This is a genomic window from Castellaniella sp. WN, from assembly GCF_054457555.1.
In genome coordinates this window covers 940,214-956,506 of the sequence record NZ_JBTKZC010000001.1, presented here as the reverse complement: position 1 = coordinate 956,506, position 16,293 = coordinate 940,214, and the positions used below count along the sequence as shown (strand labels likewise).

Genomic DNA, 16,293 nt, shown 5'->3' with positions numbered 1-16,293 from the left:
GTCTGATGTCAGGGAAAGAGACACTGAATGGAGTAAACATGAGTTTAATTCAGGTAGAGGTTAAAAACTGCAACAACCTTGATTTGGCAGTCATTTCGTTAGAGGAGCATAGATTAAATATTAAGTTCGCGCCTAATGGAACGGGGAAGAGTACGATTGCAAGAGCGATCTACTATGGTCTCCAAGATAATCAAGATCGTTTAGTCGAGCTTATGCCGTTCAAGCTCAGAAAAGAAAATCCAGATAATAAAAATCCTGAGATTGGCGGGGTGGATTGTCTGCGAGAGGTTATGTGTTTCAATGAGGATTATGTTAGTCAGTTTTTATTTAAAAAGGAACTGTTGACTAATAGCTTCGATATTCTCATTAGAACCGATTCCTACAACCAGAGAGAGCGAGAAATAGAGGGCTTGGTGGGTGAAATAAAGCACAGGTTCTCTGGAAATGATGAGTTGGAATCTTTGATTGCTACTCTCAAAGAAATGGGAGGTGCCTTTAAGCTAAGCAAAGCAGGTTTGGATAAAAAATCAATCGGCATGAGAGGGTTGCTTTCGGGTAATAAAATCCAACATATCCCACCTGGTTTGGAGCCATACACTGCGTTCATTCAGAGTCAAAATAGCGTGAGTTGGATTGACTGGCAAACCAAAGGGTATGAGTTTTTTGAGATATCTGATAACTGTCCATTTTGCACCTCACATGCAGCTGAAAAAAAAGACCAGATCAAGAAGGTTGGACAAGAGTATGATAAGAGCACTATAAAAAATCTGGTTGCGATAGTGTCTTTAATTGAAAGGTTGGGTGATTACTTCTCAGATGAGGCCAAAGAAAAACTGACAGCAATCACTGTCTTGAAGGATGGTATTGGAAAAGAGCACGAGGCATATCTTTCAACGGTAAAAAAGCAAATTGATAACTTTATTGAAAAACTAGAAACACTAAAGACAATTTCCGCATTTCAGTTCAAGGATGGGGAAAAGGTTATTGAGAAACTTCCTGCATATAAGATAGAAATTTTGTTTTTCTCTGAGCTTGCGTCATCCAAGATGAGGGAGGCGATTGATCCAATTAACGATTCCATTGATATGCTTATTCAGCAGGCGGGGCAACTGCAGGGCAAGATCAATCAACAACGAAGCGAGATGAAGAAAACTATCGAGCGGCATCAGAAAGAAATTAACGAGTTTCTTGAGTATGCGGGATACCGCTATGCGGTGGAGATAGTAGGTGATGACGAACAGGCTCAGCTAAAACTTCGGCATATCGATTACGAGCAACATATCAGCGATGGTGCCCAGTATCTCAGCTTTGGTGAAAGAAATGCATTCGCGATTGTTCTTTTCATGTATGAGTGTTTGGCAAAGAAGCCAGACTTGATAATTCTGGATGACCCTATATCGTCCTTTGATAAAAACAAGAAATACGCTATATTGGAAATGCTATTTCGTAGGGATTCAAGCGCGTGCTTAAAAAATAAGACGGTATTAATGTTGACTCATGATGTGGAACCCATCATCGACACAATCAGGTCACTTGAGAAGCAATTCATTAATCAGGCATCATCGGCCTTTCTAAGGTTGGAGGGAGGGGCGATAACCGAATTCAAAATTGCCAAGGATGATATTAAAACATTTTCTCAGATATGTAAGAGCGCAGTCGATTCAGAGTGCCATGATGTTATCAAATTGATCTATCTCCGACGTTACTATGAAATCATGGACGACAAGGGGGATGCTTATCAGGTGCTCTCCAATCTCTTCAAGAAGAGAGAGCGAGCGATAGACACCCGAGAGACGCGAAGGGCGGATGGAGAATACCCGGAAATGGTTGCTAAAAAATTTGAGAGCGGGTGTTCTGAGATAAAAAGTTGGATTTCCAGGTTTTCCTACGCTGGTTTGCTTGCGGAGATAATTGAAACCGACGCTCTGAGGGCGCTATACGAGGCGTCCACTAAAGGGTATGAGAAACTTCAAGTTTTTCGTCTGCTAGGGCTTGATGTGGAGAATTCTGTTATTCAGAAATTTATCAACGAAAGCTACCACATAGAGAATGAGTTTATTTGCCAACTCGATCCTGCTAAATTTGATACTATTCCTGCCTATGTGATTGCCGAGTGTGACAAAATTTTGATGCGAGGATAACTCAATGGTGATCGTTCGGCTGCAAATGACGATTGTCAAAGACTTTGGTGTGCTATGTACGACAAGTTCATAAACGTATCAATGAATGTCGATTCAGTATATCTGTGCCAGATACACATAATTTTCAAGAATTTAACGCAAGTCGAGGTGTGATAAATGACGCCCCAAAAGATGTCATGGAGTGACAGAGACCAGTTTGAGGATGATTCGGTTACGGAGAACGAAGAGGATATCCGCGTTGTAGATCAAGATTTTGAGCAGCTTCTTATTGCGCCTAGTGATTGGACTGTTAGCACAATATACGAACTCATTGGAAAACAGCTTCAGCTTGATCCTGCATATCAGCGACGAAATGTTTGGCAAGTGAAAGCGAAATCTCAATTTATTGAATCCCTTCTTTTGGGGATACCTATCCCCCAGATATTGTTAGCATCAAGGGCGGGGCAAAAAAATTCATTCTTGGTTTTGGATGGAAAGCAACGTCTAAATGCGATTAAGGAATTCATTGATGGGCACTATTCAGATGGTAAAGTTTTCAGGCTGAAAGGTCTTCGTATATTGAAATCGCTTGAGAATAAGACTTGGGCTGATCTTGAGGGGGATGAGGATTGGTCGGATAGATTGCGTAATGAACCTCTTCGAACTACGGTTTTAAGAGGTTGGAAAAATGAGTCTGTTCTATACGAAATCTTCTATAGGTTAAATTCTGGCAGTGTGAAGCTTTCTCCAATGGAACTCCGGATGTCTCTATTGCCCGGGGATTTTTTGAAATTCATTATATCTTGGACCGAATCAATCGGGCCGATACATCATTTGCTTCGTAAGCGGGAACCGGACGCGAGAATGTCTGATGTCGAACTTGCTATTCGATATCTTGCGTTTAGAGATCAGAAGGTGGAGTATGCTGGCGATTTAAAATTATTTCTTGACGAATTTTGTGGATATAAAAACTCTGAATTTTCAGCCGATGCACATAAAGAAAATGAATGTCGGTCACTTCTGAATCAGATGGACGAGGCTATCAACTTGGGGCTGGCTGAATTTGGGGAGAGAGATTTTTGTAGGAAGTATTTAAATGGAAATTATGAGATAAGATTTAATAGGGCTATCTTTGATGTGTTGGTTGGGGCGCTTTCTTTTCATGATGTCCGTGTCTGGGTTGAAAATAATCCAGGTGCGATGAAGAATCTGTATGAACGCGTGTGTGAGAAAAATATAGATTTTGTTAAATCGGTAGAAGTCACTACCAAATCTCCTGAGGCTACTCGCACAAGGTTTAGTACTTGGTATAACGAGGTGAGCAGAGAGTCTGGTGTGAAAATTAAAATTCCTGATATTAAATGAAATCTCCAACGATACATTACCGTGAATTGCTCAGGTCCCTAAAGAAGGCTAGGCTGATAACTCGTGGGGTGGATGATCTTGGTTGTAATACGGATTTGCAGCACTTAAAACTTCAGGCTTATATACTTCTTTGTCATGCTGCGCTTGAGCAGTATATCGAGGAGTTGGCGTTTTCGGCAGCGAAGGAAGCGCGTGCCAGATACGCAAGGTCTGGTATTATCACCAAGACTCTCGTGGCTTTAATATCGTCAAAGCTTGTTGATGATGTTTCAACAAAAGGCAGGATGAAATTGACTGCGGATTTGTGTTCGAATGTTGAGGTGTTTTCGAAAGAGGCGTTTAATAGATATAGCGATGTTGTGAAGTCAAATAATGGAATTGTAGATCGAGATCAAAGAAAAATTTTAGTTCCAGTGGGCGTGGATCCTGAGTGTGTTGACTTGGTGTTAATGAATAATCTGCACCAATTCGGTGCGAAACGCGGAGACGTGGCGCATAAATTTAAAGTGCAGCGAACAGATACCTTGTCCTCTGTGGAGACTGAGATTAAGACTATCGTCTCAGGTATTAAGAGTTATGATCAAGCGGTGTGCGAGGCTCTTAAGTCACGCATGATATAACTACCTTGCTAGCGTCCGAATATTCTAGAGATCGTTTAGGAATCTAGCCAAATCTTCTATTAGCCCGTGCGGCGCTATAAGCCCATCGTTGGTTTTTCGTTGTCGTTATTGTTAAAGAATTTCTGGTGGCTTTGCTTTGGGTGGTGCTTATATCTGAAGGATTTATCAGAAACCCGAGATGGGGGTAGTCATTTCGCTGAATCTCCAATATGGAATTTTCACCCTGGCCACAGGCAAATCTCCCGCCATCGCCACATACCCCTCCAGCACCGGCAGCGCCTGAATCTGCGCCGCCGTCACCACATCCTCAGTCGTCCGGTCCATATTATCCGAAGTGTTGCGGTGATCGACACTGCGGCTAACACTGAATTTCGGGCGCTCGACTTCATGCTTGCCCAGGCTTTCGCTCATGTCGCGGGCCGTCTGGGGATCGGTGCGCGATCCGCCCAGGACCGCCAGGTTGCGGAAGCTGGCCCGCAGGGTGGTGGCCATGGTGCGCCCGTAGATGTGTTCCAGTTGGGATGTGCTCTGCAATCCGGCGACGATGCGCAGCCCATTCTTGCGGCCTTTGGTCAGCCCGGCCTCCAGCGATGGCAACCCTTCGAGGCTGGCCAGTTCGTCAATGAATAACCACCAGCGCCTGCCGGTATGTTCGGGCATGGACAGAATGGATGTAATGAACACATCGACCCAGGCCGACACCAGCGGCTTCATGGCATGCATCATGTCTTCGCGCCAGTTGATATACAGGTTGCCCTCCTGCGGGTCATCCAGCCAGCCGCGGATGGAAAATGGGCCGGGCTTCATGCTGGTGTGTTCCGACAGTTTGTTGGACAGCACGAATCGGGCCGAGGACAGCGCCTTGCTGGCCTCACTGGAACCGACAAACAGGGACTCTGCCAATGTGCCTTCCAGGAATTGCTTGAGGGTCTTGGGGTCTTCAATGGTGCAGAGGCGAAACAGATCCATGATCAGGGCTTTCTTGCCCTGTAGCTGATAGAGCTTTTTCGCCGTTTCGCGCAGCAGCAGACGGCCAAAGTCGTTCCATTCCTCTGCGTTTTTGTCCTGGCTCATGGGGACCAGGGAACGCGCCAGGTGCTTCCAGTCGTAGTCGGCTCGCACTTCGTTGAACAGCGACCAGCCTTCGCTGCGGGCGTCATACGGGTTCAGGATCACATCGCCCGGTTGCCAGAACTTGCTCAGCATGTCGCCGTTCGGATCAATGACGATCATGCGGTCATTGCGCAGGGTTCTGGTCCCAGCCAAGGAGCCGGGCTGACTGCTGTTTGACCGGGCCTGCACGGAGGCCGCCATATTGCGCAGCAGCACGGATTTGCCCGAGCCGGTGGCCCCGCTGACCAGCAGATGCAGGTTTTCATTGGCGGTCGGCAGCGGGATGCCCGCCACGTCGATCTGTTGCTGGCCGGATTCCGTGCAGAGCTTGGCCAGGTGTTTGGCCGTGGTCATGCGGGTGCCCCGGACGAAGCGTTTGTAGGCTGCGCCTTCAAACCCTTCGGTTTTCGCAGTGCGGCTGACGTACAGGATCAGCGCCAGGGCTACGATCAGACCGATGCCCAGCGCCCCGTAGAGCAGGGGATAGCCGGGCGTCAGCTTCACGAAATACCAGGCCGTGCGGCCATTCCAGTCCTGCCAGGCCATGCCGCTGCCGTAGGTGGCGGCAGTCATCCAGGCACCGACCGGAAAGAGGCCCAAGGAAAAGGCGGCAATGCGCCGCCGCGTGATGGGGGAGAGCAGGGTAGACATGGGGGTTGTGCCTTCAAGAAACGAGCCATTGGCCCAGGGCCAGCCCAGCCAGCATCCCGCCCAGGATGCCGGATGCGCCGCCGATGACCATGGCGATGATCGTCATGCGCCGTGCTGCCTGCCGGGCGATCCGGGCGCATTGCGCGGATTCTTCCGCCAGGTGCATCAGCCTGATGCCTGTGGTGTCCAGCATGGCCTGCATGGCGTGTTGTGATTGTTCATGGAGGGGCGTGGCGACTTCGCGCAGGGTGGCCGCCAGATGGCGGTCCAGTTGCTGGGGGAGCAGGTGCAGGGCTTCGGTCAGCGCCTGGATGTGCGGCTGGGTCTGGTCCTGGCGGTGGCCGATGGCCTCCAGCCGGTCCACCAGGCTGGCGACCTCGCCCAGCACCTCGCGGTACAGCAAATCCAGCTTGGTGCGGGCCTGGCCCCCAGCCGGGTTGGGGGATGTGTCCATGGCGTTCACGCAAAGAGGGCGGCAAAGGCCGCATGCATCTGCCGATCCACGGGCCGGGCCAAGGCCCGCAAGGCATGCATGTTGCTCAGGTGCGAGATACGGTCATGGTCACTGCGATCCGTTTGCTGCAACAGTGCCCGGTAGTCGGTCTGGTCGGCCAGCACATCGGCAATGGTCGTGCGCAGATCGGCCAGGAGTTCAAACACTTCGTTCTCGAAAATGGCCGCTTTGGGGTTGGCCTGGGCTTCGCAGGTTTTGGCGGCATAGGCCAGCAGTGACGGGAATTCTTCCTCGACGCTGGTTTCTACGCGATTGAACAGCAGCCGTACCCGGTCCGGGGCGACCCCCAGCCCTGCCAGCGCGGCCACCGTCTTGATGGTTTCACGCTGGGCCTTGCCGGTGTTGATGACCGGCAGAACGAAGTAGCTGATTTCTTCGTGGGCACCCTCGTAGCGCATCATGTGCGCCAGGAAATCTTCGATGTTGCTGGCCCCGACATCCACGATGGCATCGTCACGGGTGAGCAGTTCGCGGAACAGTCGTCCGAAGTGTTCGCCGCGCAACTGATCGACCGACAGGCCCAGATCAGCGCCGGTTTCGTTGGTGGATTCGACGGCAAAAATCTGTGCGCCGTTCATGCGCGGGGCCAGCAGGTGAGAGGCAACGACGGTTTTGCCGACCGAGCCGGTGTAGTTGAGGACTGCGACTTTCATGGGTTCATTCCTTGTCTTGGGGAGTGTGGTTGGTAGCTTTCTGGCGTTGTTCCAGGCCTTCGCGCCGCAGGGCCTCCAGGTCTACCCGCATGTTGCGGATTTGCCGGAGGTCGCTGGGCGTTTCAATGCCGTGGGGCCGCCCTTGGATGGCATCCACGAGCGGCGGAGAGGGTGTGGTGCGGGGTGTTTCAGGCGCGGTGCGGTGCGCCGTGGGGATGGGGGCCGTCACATGGACGGCTGGGGACGCTTGCGGACGGTTGGCCTTGCGCCAGCGGCGCAGTGTCGTGATGTAGGTCGTGGTCCGCACGGCCAGTCCGGCCTGGGCCAAGTCCTCCATGATGGCGGCGTGGGGGACGCCTGCGGCCAACTGCGTTTCAATCATCGGGAACAAGGCCCGCAGCTTTGCGGCGATGCGCAAGCGCGGGTCCAGGCTGTCCAGCACGGCCCGGTAACGGACCACGGGATCGGATTTGGTGAGGTGTTCGGTCATCGGGGCTTGCCTTGCGGATCAGTGTTGCAGCGCAGGCAGCGCCTGGGCTTGTTTGCTGTCCAGCCACGCCAGGCCCGCCGCGTGGGCTTCGTCATAGGCGCATTGGTCATCGGCAAAGCGCACGGACTTGCCGCGTGCCGGGAAGTGGCCGCAGCCGACTTCTTCGCCCTGGTCCAGCAGCCGCAGCAAATAGCCTTCACCGTCGCCGCTGCGCGGCACGATTTCAAAGGAGAAGCGCAGTTGGGCCTGGGACAGATCGGTCTGAAACTGCCGGGCGACAGCCGGGACGCGGGCGGCCCAATCTGTGCCGATCCGATCCAGGGCATCGGCGATGCTGTAGCCGCGTTCGTGCAGCCAGTCATTGCGATCCAGCACCAGGGCGGCGGTCAGTGCTTCGCCCAGGCTCAGTGCGCCGATGCCTTCGCGGGCGGCGCGTTGGGCGATGGCCAGCAGTCGCGTGTCGAGATTCGAGTGCATGAGAACTCCTTTGCCCTGTCGCTTGGAAGGGCGGTCGTGAGGATTGAGAAGGGGGGCCCGGATGGGCAGATGTCGCTCTGTTGCCGAATCCCAGCCGCCATCGGGTGGCGGCCCGGTGTGGCGGATGGAGACGGACGGGGTGTGCTGCGATTATTGATCCGGCCCTCAAACAGTTTTACGCAGCGTATTTGACGTGGAAGTCTTGGAAGTAGGCTTTGACACGTGCCGGCTCGCTGGCGACGACTTGCATGTGCTCTTCTGCAGCGGCGCGTAGTTTGGCCTTCGTGCGTATCGGAACCTTGCGCCCGATGACGTGTTTGAGATCGGCATTCAAGCGTTCTTCGGGATTGAGTTCGGGGCTGTAACTGGGCAGATAGAACACTTCCATCTGATCGGAGTGTGCGGCCAACCACGCCTTCACCGGCTTGCAGTGATGCACGCCCAGGTTGTCCAGGATCAGAAACACCTTGCGCCCGGCATCCTGGACCAGCGACTCGAAGAACTCGATCAACTTTTCGTGATTGAACGCGCCATCAATGATCATCCAGCGTGCCTTGCCCTGGTTGGTGACGCTGGCGATCATCGACAGCTTCTGCCGCGTCCCGCCAATGGCCATCGCCACCGGAGTCTTGCCCTTGGGCGCATAGCTGCGACCGCGCACGTCGGTGTTCACCAGCGCCGTCTCGTCACCCCAGTGGACCTCGCCGCCCTCGGCCTTGGCACGTTCGGCGATGGCCGGATACGTGTCCTCCAACCAGGTTTGCACCGCGGCGGGCGATTGCTCGTAAGCACGCTTGATCGGCTTCTGCGGGGTGAAGCCCCAGCGGGCCAGATACTTGCCCACCGAGCGCACATGCAGCGTCACACCACACTCGCGCTCGATCAGCTGCATAACCGCCGCACGGCTCCACAGCGCAAAGTCCATCTTCAGCTGCTCGGGGCGCTTGTCGCAGATGATGCGGCACACCGTCTGTTCCTGCTCGGCGGTCAGTGCGCGATCCTCGCCACGGCGACGGCCACGCCGACGGGGTGCCAGCGACAGCATCCCCCCCGCCTCATAGCGTGCGATCACCTTGCTCACCGCCGTGTGACTCAGCCCAACGTCAACGGCGATCTGAGGTTTGCTTCGTCCGCGTTTGTACGCACGAATCACCTGCCGACGCCTCTCATGCTGCTCGGCCGGACTGAGCTTTCTTGCATCATCTTTTTCCATCCGCAAAGCATCGCATCAGATCGACAGAATTTCAATCTATTTATGGGCCTGATCTATAGTGTGGATAGGCGAAAGACTTATCCACAGGTCGCTTCTGGTAGAAGAAAGGTAGAAATAAGGTAGAAGGCTTTTTGATGCCTGGAAAACCGCATGAATAAAGGCTTTCAGCCATCAGGGGCGCGATGCTATGCCGACAAAGCGCGATGCTATGCCGACAAAGCGCGATGCTATGCCGATAACCCGCGATGCTATGCCGATGCAGGCGCGATGCTATGCCGATAGCTGGAATGACTTATCCACAAGCTGAAATTGATCAATGATTGACCAATTTCAGGCCGATTTCCGGTTTGGGTTTCCCCGTGTTTTCGACAGTTGGCAGATCAGGGCGCGATGTAATGACGATGGTTGCTCAACGGTCCAGGCGGGTCCAGACTGCCTGTTCGTGGCCCCGGCTTGCCGCCTCGATGCGGGGGGCCACGATGACTTCCAGGGCTTCCAATTCGGCCAGGCTGCGTTCCAGACTGACCCTGAAGTCGCGCATCCGTCCGGTGTATTGGGCGCGATCCTTCAAGATGTCCAGGCTGTATTTCTGCTGCATGTCGGCGGAGGTGCCGATCAGCCGTTGCAGACTTTTGGACAAGTCATAGCGCATTTGCAGGCGTTTGCTCCAGTCCAGCAGGGCGTATTCTCGATTGCCGAAGATTTGCGCCCAGCGTGGGTCGGCGTAGATCGTATAGCTGCCGCTGTGTTCGTTGTAATCGAACCCGCCGATCATGGCCAGTACACGGGCTGACGGGTGATTGCCGTAGCTGTATTTCACTGAGCCGTCTTTGCGCCTGGCTTCGATGCACAGGGTAAAACGGGCCAGGTCTTTCATCCCTTCGTGCAGCCATTCGTACTGACTGCCCCCGGTGGGCCTGCCCATGCCGCGCAGGAAATCCGCCCGGTTGATGGAGGGGGCTTCGCCCAGCAGCGCCGTGGTTTGCAGGAACATGGCGTGCATCCAGATGTCGGCATGGTCTTCGGTCAGTTGCTTGCCCGAGCCTTTGAGCAGAATGTTGCTGCCTTCGAGAAACACCGTGTCATCGTGCAGGGGACGCCAGCCGCGCCGTACCGGGGCAAAGATAGAGCTGCGGGCGATGTAGTTGGGAATGGCGCGGGCGGTTTCGTTGATGCCGGGCACGATGAAGGGGGACGGAGTGTGAGCCTCTTTTTCAGCGGCGGCGGCAATGGCTTGTTCGGCTTTTTGCTGGGCGCGTTGCATGGCGGCAGACAGGCGCAGCACAGAGCTGGCTTGCTGGAAGGGCAGGCGGGTGGGTGCGGTCATGGGAAATGCTCCAGACAGGCCCGCCCAAGGCCTGCCGGATTCGTGAGCAAGGCCTCACGCGGGGTCAGGGGGAGAGAGATTGCAGGAGGGGGCCGGCAGTGACCGGCCCCCTGGGAGGTATTAGCTGGCTTGCAGCGCGGGTGCCGCTGCGTTTAACAGCGTTGTATGTGGTGAGAACCACAGTTCTTTCAGCTTGAAACGCTCGAAATACAGCACGATGTCCACGGTATGGCGCAGGAAGGCCTGGATAGTCGCCAAGTCCAGATTGCCGCCCGTAGGGGACTGTTTGATCAGCACCGCCAGGCGGTCAAAGGTGTCGGCAGCACTGTTGGCATGGGTGGTGGTCACTGATCCAGGGTGGCCGGTGTTCAGCGCGGCCAGGTAGTCCCAGGTTTCAGGGCCGCGCAACTCCGCCAGAAAGATCCGGTCTGGCGACAAGCGCATGCAGGCCGCCAGGGCATCGGTGGCCGATACCCGGCCCCGGACGCCGCCGTACATCAGGTGGATGCGGTTGCGGTGCCGGGGCAGCATCAGTTCATGCACGTCTTCGATGGTGATGAGCCGTTCATCGAGCGGCACGAGGCTGATGAGTGATCGGGCGAAGGTCGTTTTCCCAGAGCCGGTTGCGCCAGCCACCACCACATTTTTGCGGGCCAGAATGGCCGCTTTCAGAAAGGCCGGGATGTTCCCGCTGGCCTTGAGGGTCAACAAGTTCTGGTCAATGAGGGACACGCCGCCCGCTGCGGCCCGGGCCGCTGCATCATCGACGGCATCAAAGGCGCCCTGGGCTTGCAGCGCTTCCAAGGTGAATGCCGCCTGAGCGTGCTTACGAATATTGATCGCCAGGGTGCCGTCGATGCAGGCTGGCGGCTGCACGATCTGACCGCGTTCCCCTCCTGGGAGCACGACCGACAAGATGGGGGTTCTGGCCATGTGGTTGTAGGCCGCCAGGGCCGTGGCCAACGCCTCCAGGTGGGGATAGGTCAGCATGGGACATTCGTGCAGCACCCAGGCGCCCCGCACACGGGTGTAGCACTCGCCGGGCCGCACAATGGCGATTTCCGTCACGGTGGGGTCGTCCAGGTGCGCGGCCAGTGGCCGCAAAAAGGTGTTGACGGCAATCGCCCGATCAAAGGGGCGCGGATCAGGGGATGGGTTCGAGGTCATAGACATGGCTGAAATCCAGGTCGCGGGCCACCATGATGCCGATGCGGGAGCCCTGGTTCTTGTAAAGGGTTGGAGGGATTTCGAGCGACTTTTCCAGGATCTTGGCGATGACTTCCTGACTGCCTTCGCGGGTGTTGTCGAAACGGATGTTGTTGCTGCCGGACTGACCCTGATTGGCTGCCCAGGCGCCGAAGTCACCGACCAGGGACAACAGGATGGCGTTGCCGAAGCGATCCCAGAAGTGGTTGTCGATATGCCCATCGACTCCCGCTTCTCCCAGCGGGCCGGTGCCGGGCGAACCCAGATTGACGATGACGCCAGCAGGCGTTTCCAACCGGTTCCAGGTGATGAAGGCCCGGCCTTGCCCCTGTTCAATGCCGCCTGACTGGTAGCCGGTGAGTTTGGTGCCCGCGTCGATCAGCTTGACCTTGCCGTTGGCACTCATGACATCGTGTGTCGCCAGGCAGGTCAGCAAGCCCGCCTGGGTGCTGACCAGCTTCGTCTGCAAGGTGCAGTCAATCATCGTGCCTTGTGTGAGCAGGAAGTTTCGGTTGCCCAACTGCCCGGCGACCGAGGGGGCCAGTTCCAGGGGCCGCAGTTTGTCGGCCAGCGGCCCTGCATCGGCCAGTGGGCCGCTGACCGTCTGGCTGGTGCCGCTGTCTGCTGCGGATTCGGTCAGCGGGCTGTCCAGCCTGCGCTGCGCCACTTCATCGACCGCTGGCGGCGGAGTCGGTGCGGGTGGCGGGACGTAGTAGGTACGCGCCTGGACGGCAGGCGGTGGCGGAGCCTCACGCTTGGGCGGCGGCGCAGGCCGTTCGACCTTTGGAGCTTTGAGGCGGTTGGCAATGCCGCTGCGTTCCCCGTCCGGGCCGGGGTCAGTCTGTGGTGCGGATTCGCGGTGCCAGACCTTGAACAGGGTTCCCGCTGCAATGGCCAGCGCAATCAGGATGATGAGCCAGAGAAAGGCGCGGGCACCGCGTGGGGCGCTGCGCCCCGCCGTTTCCAGGTCCGTGGGTTCCCGATCCAGGTTCAGGGGGAGCTGGCCCTGTTCGCCGGGGACTGCCGTGTCGTCGCCCGCAGAGGGGCTGTGCGGATCAGTGGTCATGGTGTGTTCCTTGATGTGCCCTTGATCCGGCGCTGCACTGCCGGAGAGGCAGTCCCGGTATCGGGCGGTACGGGTGTGGCGTGGTGGGCGTCGTTGTGGATGGCCAGCACCAATTCGCCTAGGCGCAGATGCCACAGTGCTGAGGTGCGATGCAGCACCATCGTGCGGTCATCGGCCATGTGGTAGTTGGTCAGCACTTCCTGGCCGTCGGGGGTGACGCGATAGACCGCCGGGATGTCGGCCCCTGGTGCAAATTGCAGCCAGGTCTGACGGCCATCGTCCCAGGCGTGGACGGGCGCAATGCTGGTGTCGCCGCTGCGTGTGTAGGCCTGCCAGTTCACCGGCATGCCGGTGGCTTGCAGAGATCGCTTGATGGCCGCTTGCCGGGCGGCCTGATTCCGCAGTTTGGCCGCAGTTTCGGGGTATCGGATGACCAGCTTGTAGAGGGCCGGGGCGTTGCGCTGATCGCTGTAGGACAGCCGGAAACTGTAATCATGCCGATTGGTCACGACGATGAGATTGGTGTTCGCGTCCTGGGCGGTCGGCTTGAAAAACAGGTGATTGTCCTTGTAGGTGAAGGCATAGGCCTTGCTGTCGCCAAAAACGTGATAGACGTAGCGTTCATCAGGGGCCAGCACGATATGGGTGGCGACGCCGATCACGGCATCGAGCTGGATGACATCGGCAGCGTTGTAGTTCACATAGCGCACACGGTGGTCCCGCTGTGCGGATCGGGGGTATTCCAGAGCAAGGGCGCTGGCGCTCAGGGTCAGATTGAGCACCAGGCCCAGGGCGCATGCCAGGGCATGCCGCCTGAGCAGAGGTGTGTTCATGGGGGATTCCTTCGGATGCGCCGGGCGTTTAGCGCGACAGGTCGGCGGCCAGGTCATAGCGCGTGACCTGAAAGCCCAGGGGATTGAGACGGGCAACGGCCTCGGTGAGTGGCACATCGGCGTACTGATAGGCCATGGTGGCAATCAGGTGCCGAACCTGGGTGGCCTCGCCGGTGTTGGTGTCGCGTTCGGTTTTGGTGAAACGGACGATGGCGGCCTGGTTGGCCCCCAGCGTGATCGAATGAACCTGTACGTCCACTGTGCCCTGGGTGCCCAGGCGTGTGGTGACAGCCTGCGGCCCCTCAAAGCGTTTGCCGTAGGCCGTCTGAATGGGGGGCGACGAGAGCAGGGCGCAAGTGTCGAATTGTTCCTGGATGGTCTGCCAGCTATAGCCTTCGCAGTTCAGGACGTAGCTGTTGAGGAAATACTTGGCGATGCGTTCGCCATAGTCCTCCAGGGGCTGGCCCAGGCTGCTGACATGCTCGATGGTGCCGGTGGCATCATTGACCCGCACCACATACATTTCAGGTGGCTGCTTTAACGGCGTCAGGCCGATGACGGCCCCGACCGCAGCCAGCGCCAGGATGCCCGCACCGCAGGCCACTTGCCAGGCGCGTTTGCGGCTGGTGATGAGTTCGCCCAGGTGGTCACGTTCCAGTCCTCTGGACAGCTCCAGGTAGGCGGCGATGTCTTCGGATTTGACGGTGTCGTCCATGGTTCAGGTTCCGGTAAATGCAGGAGGTGTGGCGTTGACCGGCACACGCGGGGAATCGGCTGGTTGCGGGGGCTGGGGCGCATGAAAGGCGCAGCCAGCCAGCAGCCCGGCCAGCGCCAGAGCGGCGACGAGGGATTTCATGGGTAAAGGACTCCAGGCCTGCCAGATCTGGCAGGCTGATCAGAGGTAGTAAGGAAAGGGGCTGGGTCTGAACTGCGAAGACGGCAGGATCAGCCGTTGGCCTACTTGGCGCGGGGCCGCAGCATGCTGCGCAAGCGCAGAATCGAAAAAGCGCCATGGGCGGCAGAACCAATCCCCAGGCGGGCGCCAAAGCCGTTGGACAGGCCGGCAGCGAGGCCGGGGAGCATGATCATGACGACGATGCTGGCGATGCCGACCAATATCTGCGCACCGAATAAAGACAGCACATCCGTGATGCCGCTTTCTGTCTCGACGGCAATCATGCGCAGCAGTTGGATGTTCATTTGAAGCAGCAGCCCGAAGACGAGTCCGGCCAACAGGGCCAGAAATACGAAATTCAGAGCTTGTGACACCCAACTGTTGAACAACTGCTTGGTGGGCTCGAACAGCGTTGCTGCGATGAATAGGGGGCCGACCGCCACCACCAGCGCCATGCCCACTTTGCACACGACGATGACCACCATGATGATGCTGCCCACAACGGCCGAGGAAAAGCTGATGAGGGTGGCCAGGATGCTGACCAGAACTTCTCGCGTGGACGGCATGAAGTTGTACCAGGGCTGTTTGCTGGCTCCCAGCATGGCATTGGCTGCTTCGCTGGTTTCCTGCTGCAGTTTGTCCACTTCTGCGGCAACATCACCTGTTCCCAGAGCCAGCGTTGTCACGTCGTCAGGCAAGGCGACCATGGCCTTGGCGATGTCGTTCTGGTACAGGCCTCCCGCACCAAAGAACAGGGAGATGATGACGACCATGATGGCTTTCTTGAAGAATTCGGTCACGGTCATGCCGGCTTGACCGTGCATAAGCGCAAAGGCATAGACGACAAATTGCAAGGTCAAGCCCACGACGACGATGGGAGCCAGGGCTTCGAACAAGGCCTGTATGGGGCCGTTGATTGCGTTGCTCAGAACATGCTCAGTTTGGCCCATGACCCATTGGGCAATTTCATTGGGGCCAGTCGGCGGGGCTACCGAGGCATCAAATTTAGCCATGATGCTGCCTTATGGTCGTGAAGGTTCGGCAGCAGTCGCATGGCTGGATGATCCTGGCTGGTTGCCAAACCAGCCGCCATAGACTCGTTCTGCGCGGGCTTGCAGCAGGTTGCGCTCGGCATCGAGTTGCTGCGAAGCAAGTTGAATCCTGGCTTGTTCCGCCTGGATGTTGGCTTGCTCAATCTGGATGCGGGCCTGTAGCTCGGCAATTTCCTTCGGATTGGTCGTCTGATTGATCTTGTCCTGCAAAGCATCCACGTTCGCCAGGCGTCGGGTCATGGAGTCGTAGGCGCGCTGGCTCATGGCCTTGGATGTGGCTTCAATATTTAGCGCCCGTTCAGAGAGCGTTCGACGATCCTCCTGGAAATTTACAGGGGCCATCACCTCGTCTGTGATGCGGCCCACATCGCCATCCAAATTTGAACTGCCGGAGCGGTTCAGCAGGTCCTGCGCATTGGCAGGCAGGGCGGCGCGTAGCTGATTTCGGATATCGGGGTTGCCGACCACGTTGCCGTAACCGCTGGACTGTGTGAAGGCCGCCAGCTGGCTTTTGGCGGTGGCCAACTGGTCGGTCAGGTTTTGCAACTGATCTTTGGCGGTCAGTAGCTGTTCCTGTAGTTGGGCAATGGTGGCGGCGTCCACGGTGGGGATGCCGCTGGCGTGGACGGGAGAGAGGGATGAAGCGGACAGGGCAATGCCCGCCGCAATCAGCTTGCAGCGTGTCATGGGAGACTCCG

At 56.6% G+C, this 16,293-nt stretch carries 17 protein-coding genes; 3 read left to right on the top strand and 14 right to left on the bottom strand.

All coding sequences use genetic code 11. The features are described 5' to 3' along the window. Positions 1–38 precede the first annotated feature (38 nt). The 3 genes from ACTPOE_RS04395 (at position 39) to ACTPOE_RS04385 (ending at position 4,105) form a co-directional block, all read left to right on the top strand. Positions 39–2,141: an AAA family ATPase gene (locus ACTPOE_RS04395; protein ID WP_458871010.1), complete on the top strand. Its 2,103-nt coding sequence runs from the start codon at positions 39–41 to the stop codon at positions 2,139–2,141. A gap of 156 nt (positions 2,142–2,297) precedes the next feature. Continuing rightward, on the top strand, positions 2,298–3,485 hold the full coding sequence (locus tag ACTPOE_RS04390; RefSeq protein WP_458871009.1) for a GmrSD restriction endonuclease domain-containing protein: 1,188 nt from the start codon (positions 2,298–2,300) through the stop codon (positions 3,483–3,485). Beyond that, positions 3,482–4,105 (top strand): HEPN domain-containing protein, encoded by a 624-nt coding sequence (locus tag ACTPOE_RS04385; RefSeq protein WP_458871007.1) that lies wholly within the window; start codon positions 3,482–3,484, stop codon positions 4,103–4,105. Before ACTPOE_RS04390 ends, ACTPOE_RS04385 begins: the two co-directional genes overlap by 4 nt. Positions 4,106–4,270: 165 nt before the next feature. On the opposite strand, the gene ACTPOE_RS04380 is transcribed toward ACTPOE_RS04385, so the two are convergent. The 14 genes from ACTPOE_RS04380 to ACTPOE_RS04315 form a co-directional block, all read right to left on the bottom strand. Continuing rightward, on the bottom strand, positions 4,271–5,722 hold the full coding sequence (locus ACTPOE_RS04380) for a type IV secretion system DNA-binding domain-containing protein (protein ID WP_458871006.1): 1,452 nt from the start codon (positions 5,720–5,722) through the stop codon (positions 4,271–4,273). 160 nt (positions 5,723–5,882) lie between these two features. Then, complete coding sequence (locus ACTPOE_RS04375) at positions 5,883–6,323, bottom strand: hypothetical protein (RefSeq protein ID WP_458871005.1); 441 nt, start codon at positions 6,321–6,323, stop codon at positions 5,883–5,885. Positions 6,324–6,328: 5 nt separating this feature from the next. Further along, on the bottom strand, positions 6,329–7,036 hold the full coding sequence (stbB, locus tag ACTPOE_RS04370) for a StbB family protein (protein WP_458871003.1): 708 nt from the start codon (positions 7,034–7,036) through the stop codon (positions 6,329–6,331). Positions 7,037–7,040: 4 nt separating this feature from the next. After that, positions 7,041–7,526, bottom strand: a complete 486-nt coding sequence (locus ACTPOE_RS04365; RefSeq protein ID WP_458871002.1) for a hypothetical protein — start codon at positions 7,524–7,526, stop codon at positions 7,041–7,043. A gap of 18 nt (positions 7,527–7,544) precedes the next feature. Next, on the bottom strand, positions 7,545–8,003 hold the full coding sequence (locus tag ACTPOE_RS04360; RefSeq protein WP_458871001.1) for a hypothetical protein: 459 nt from the start codon (positions 8,001–8,003) through the stop codon (positions 7,545–7,547). A gap of 175 nt (positions 8,004–8,178) precedes the next feature. Beyond that, positions 8,179–9,216 carry an IS630 family transposase gene (locus ACTPOE_RS04355; RefSeq protein WP_458870376.1) on the bottom strand — a complete coding sequence of 346 codons (1,038 nt, stop codon included), beginning with the start codon at positions 9,214–9,216 and terminating at the stop codon, positions 8,179–8,181. 409 nt (positions 9,217–9,625) lie between these two features. After that, a complete protein-coding gene (locus ACTPOE_RS04350; protein WP_458871000.1) occupies positions 9,626–10,543 on the bottom strand; it encodes a TrfA in 918 nt (305 codons plus the stop codon). 120 nt (positions 10,544–10,663) lie between these two features. After that, a complete protein-coding gene (virB11, locus tag ACTPOE_RS04345; RefSeq protein WP_458870999.1) occupies positions 10,664–11,716 on the bottom strand; it encodes a P-type DNA transfer ATPase VirB11 in 1,053 nt (350 codons plus the stop codon). After that, positions 11,688–12,815, bottom strand: a complete 1,128-nt coding sequence (gene virB10, locus ACTPOE_RS04340; RefSeq protein ID WP_458870998.1) for a type IV secretion system protein VirB10 — start codon at positions 12,813–12,815, stop codon at positions 11,688–11,690. The genes virB11 and virB10 overlap by 29 nt, the downstream gene beginning before the upstream one ends. Beyond that, positions 12,812–13,648: a TrbG/VirB9 family P-type conjugative transfer protein gene (locus ACTPOE_RS04335; protein ID WP_458870997.1), complete on the bottom strand. Its 837-nt coding sequence runs from the start codon at positions 13,646–13,648 to the stop codon at positions 12,812–12,814. Before ACTPOE_RS04335 ends, virB10 begins: the two co-directional genes overlap by 4 nt. A gap of 28 nt (positions 13,649–13,676) precedes the next feature. Next, the gene (locus ACTPOE_RS04330) at positions 13,677–14,363 is read right to left on the bottom strand and encodes a VirB8 family type IV secretion system protein (protein ID WP_458870996.1); all 687 of its coding nucleotides are present in this window, start codon (positions 14,361–14,363) and stop codon (positions 13,677–13,679) included. Positions 14,364–14,366: 3 nt separating this feature from the next. Next, the gene (locus ACTPOE_RS04325; protein ID WP_368648394.1) at positions 14,367–14,504 is read right to left on the bottom strand and encodes a conjugal transfer protein; all 138 of its coding nucleotides are present in this window, start codon (positions 14,502–14,504) and stop codon (positions 14,367–14,369) included. Positions 14,505–14,605: 101 nt separating this feature from the next. Beyond that, a complete protein-coding gene (locus tag ACTPOE_RS04320; protein WP_368649164.1) occupies positions 14,606–15,556 on the bottom strand; it encodes a TrbL/VirB6 family protein in 951 nt (316 codons plus the stop codon). Positions 15,557–15,565: 9 nt separating this feature from the next. Continuing rightward, positions 15,566–16,282, bottom strand: coding sequence for a TrbJ/VirB5 family protein (locus ACTPOE_RS04315; protein ID WP_368649163.1), 717 nt, complete (start codon positions 16,280–16,282; stop codon positions 15,566–15,568). Positions 16,283–16,293: the final 11 nt, after the last annotated feature.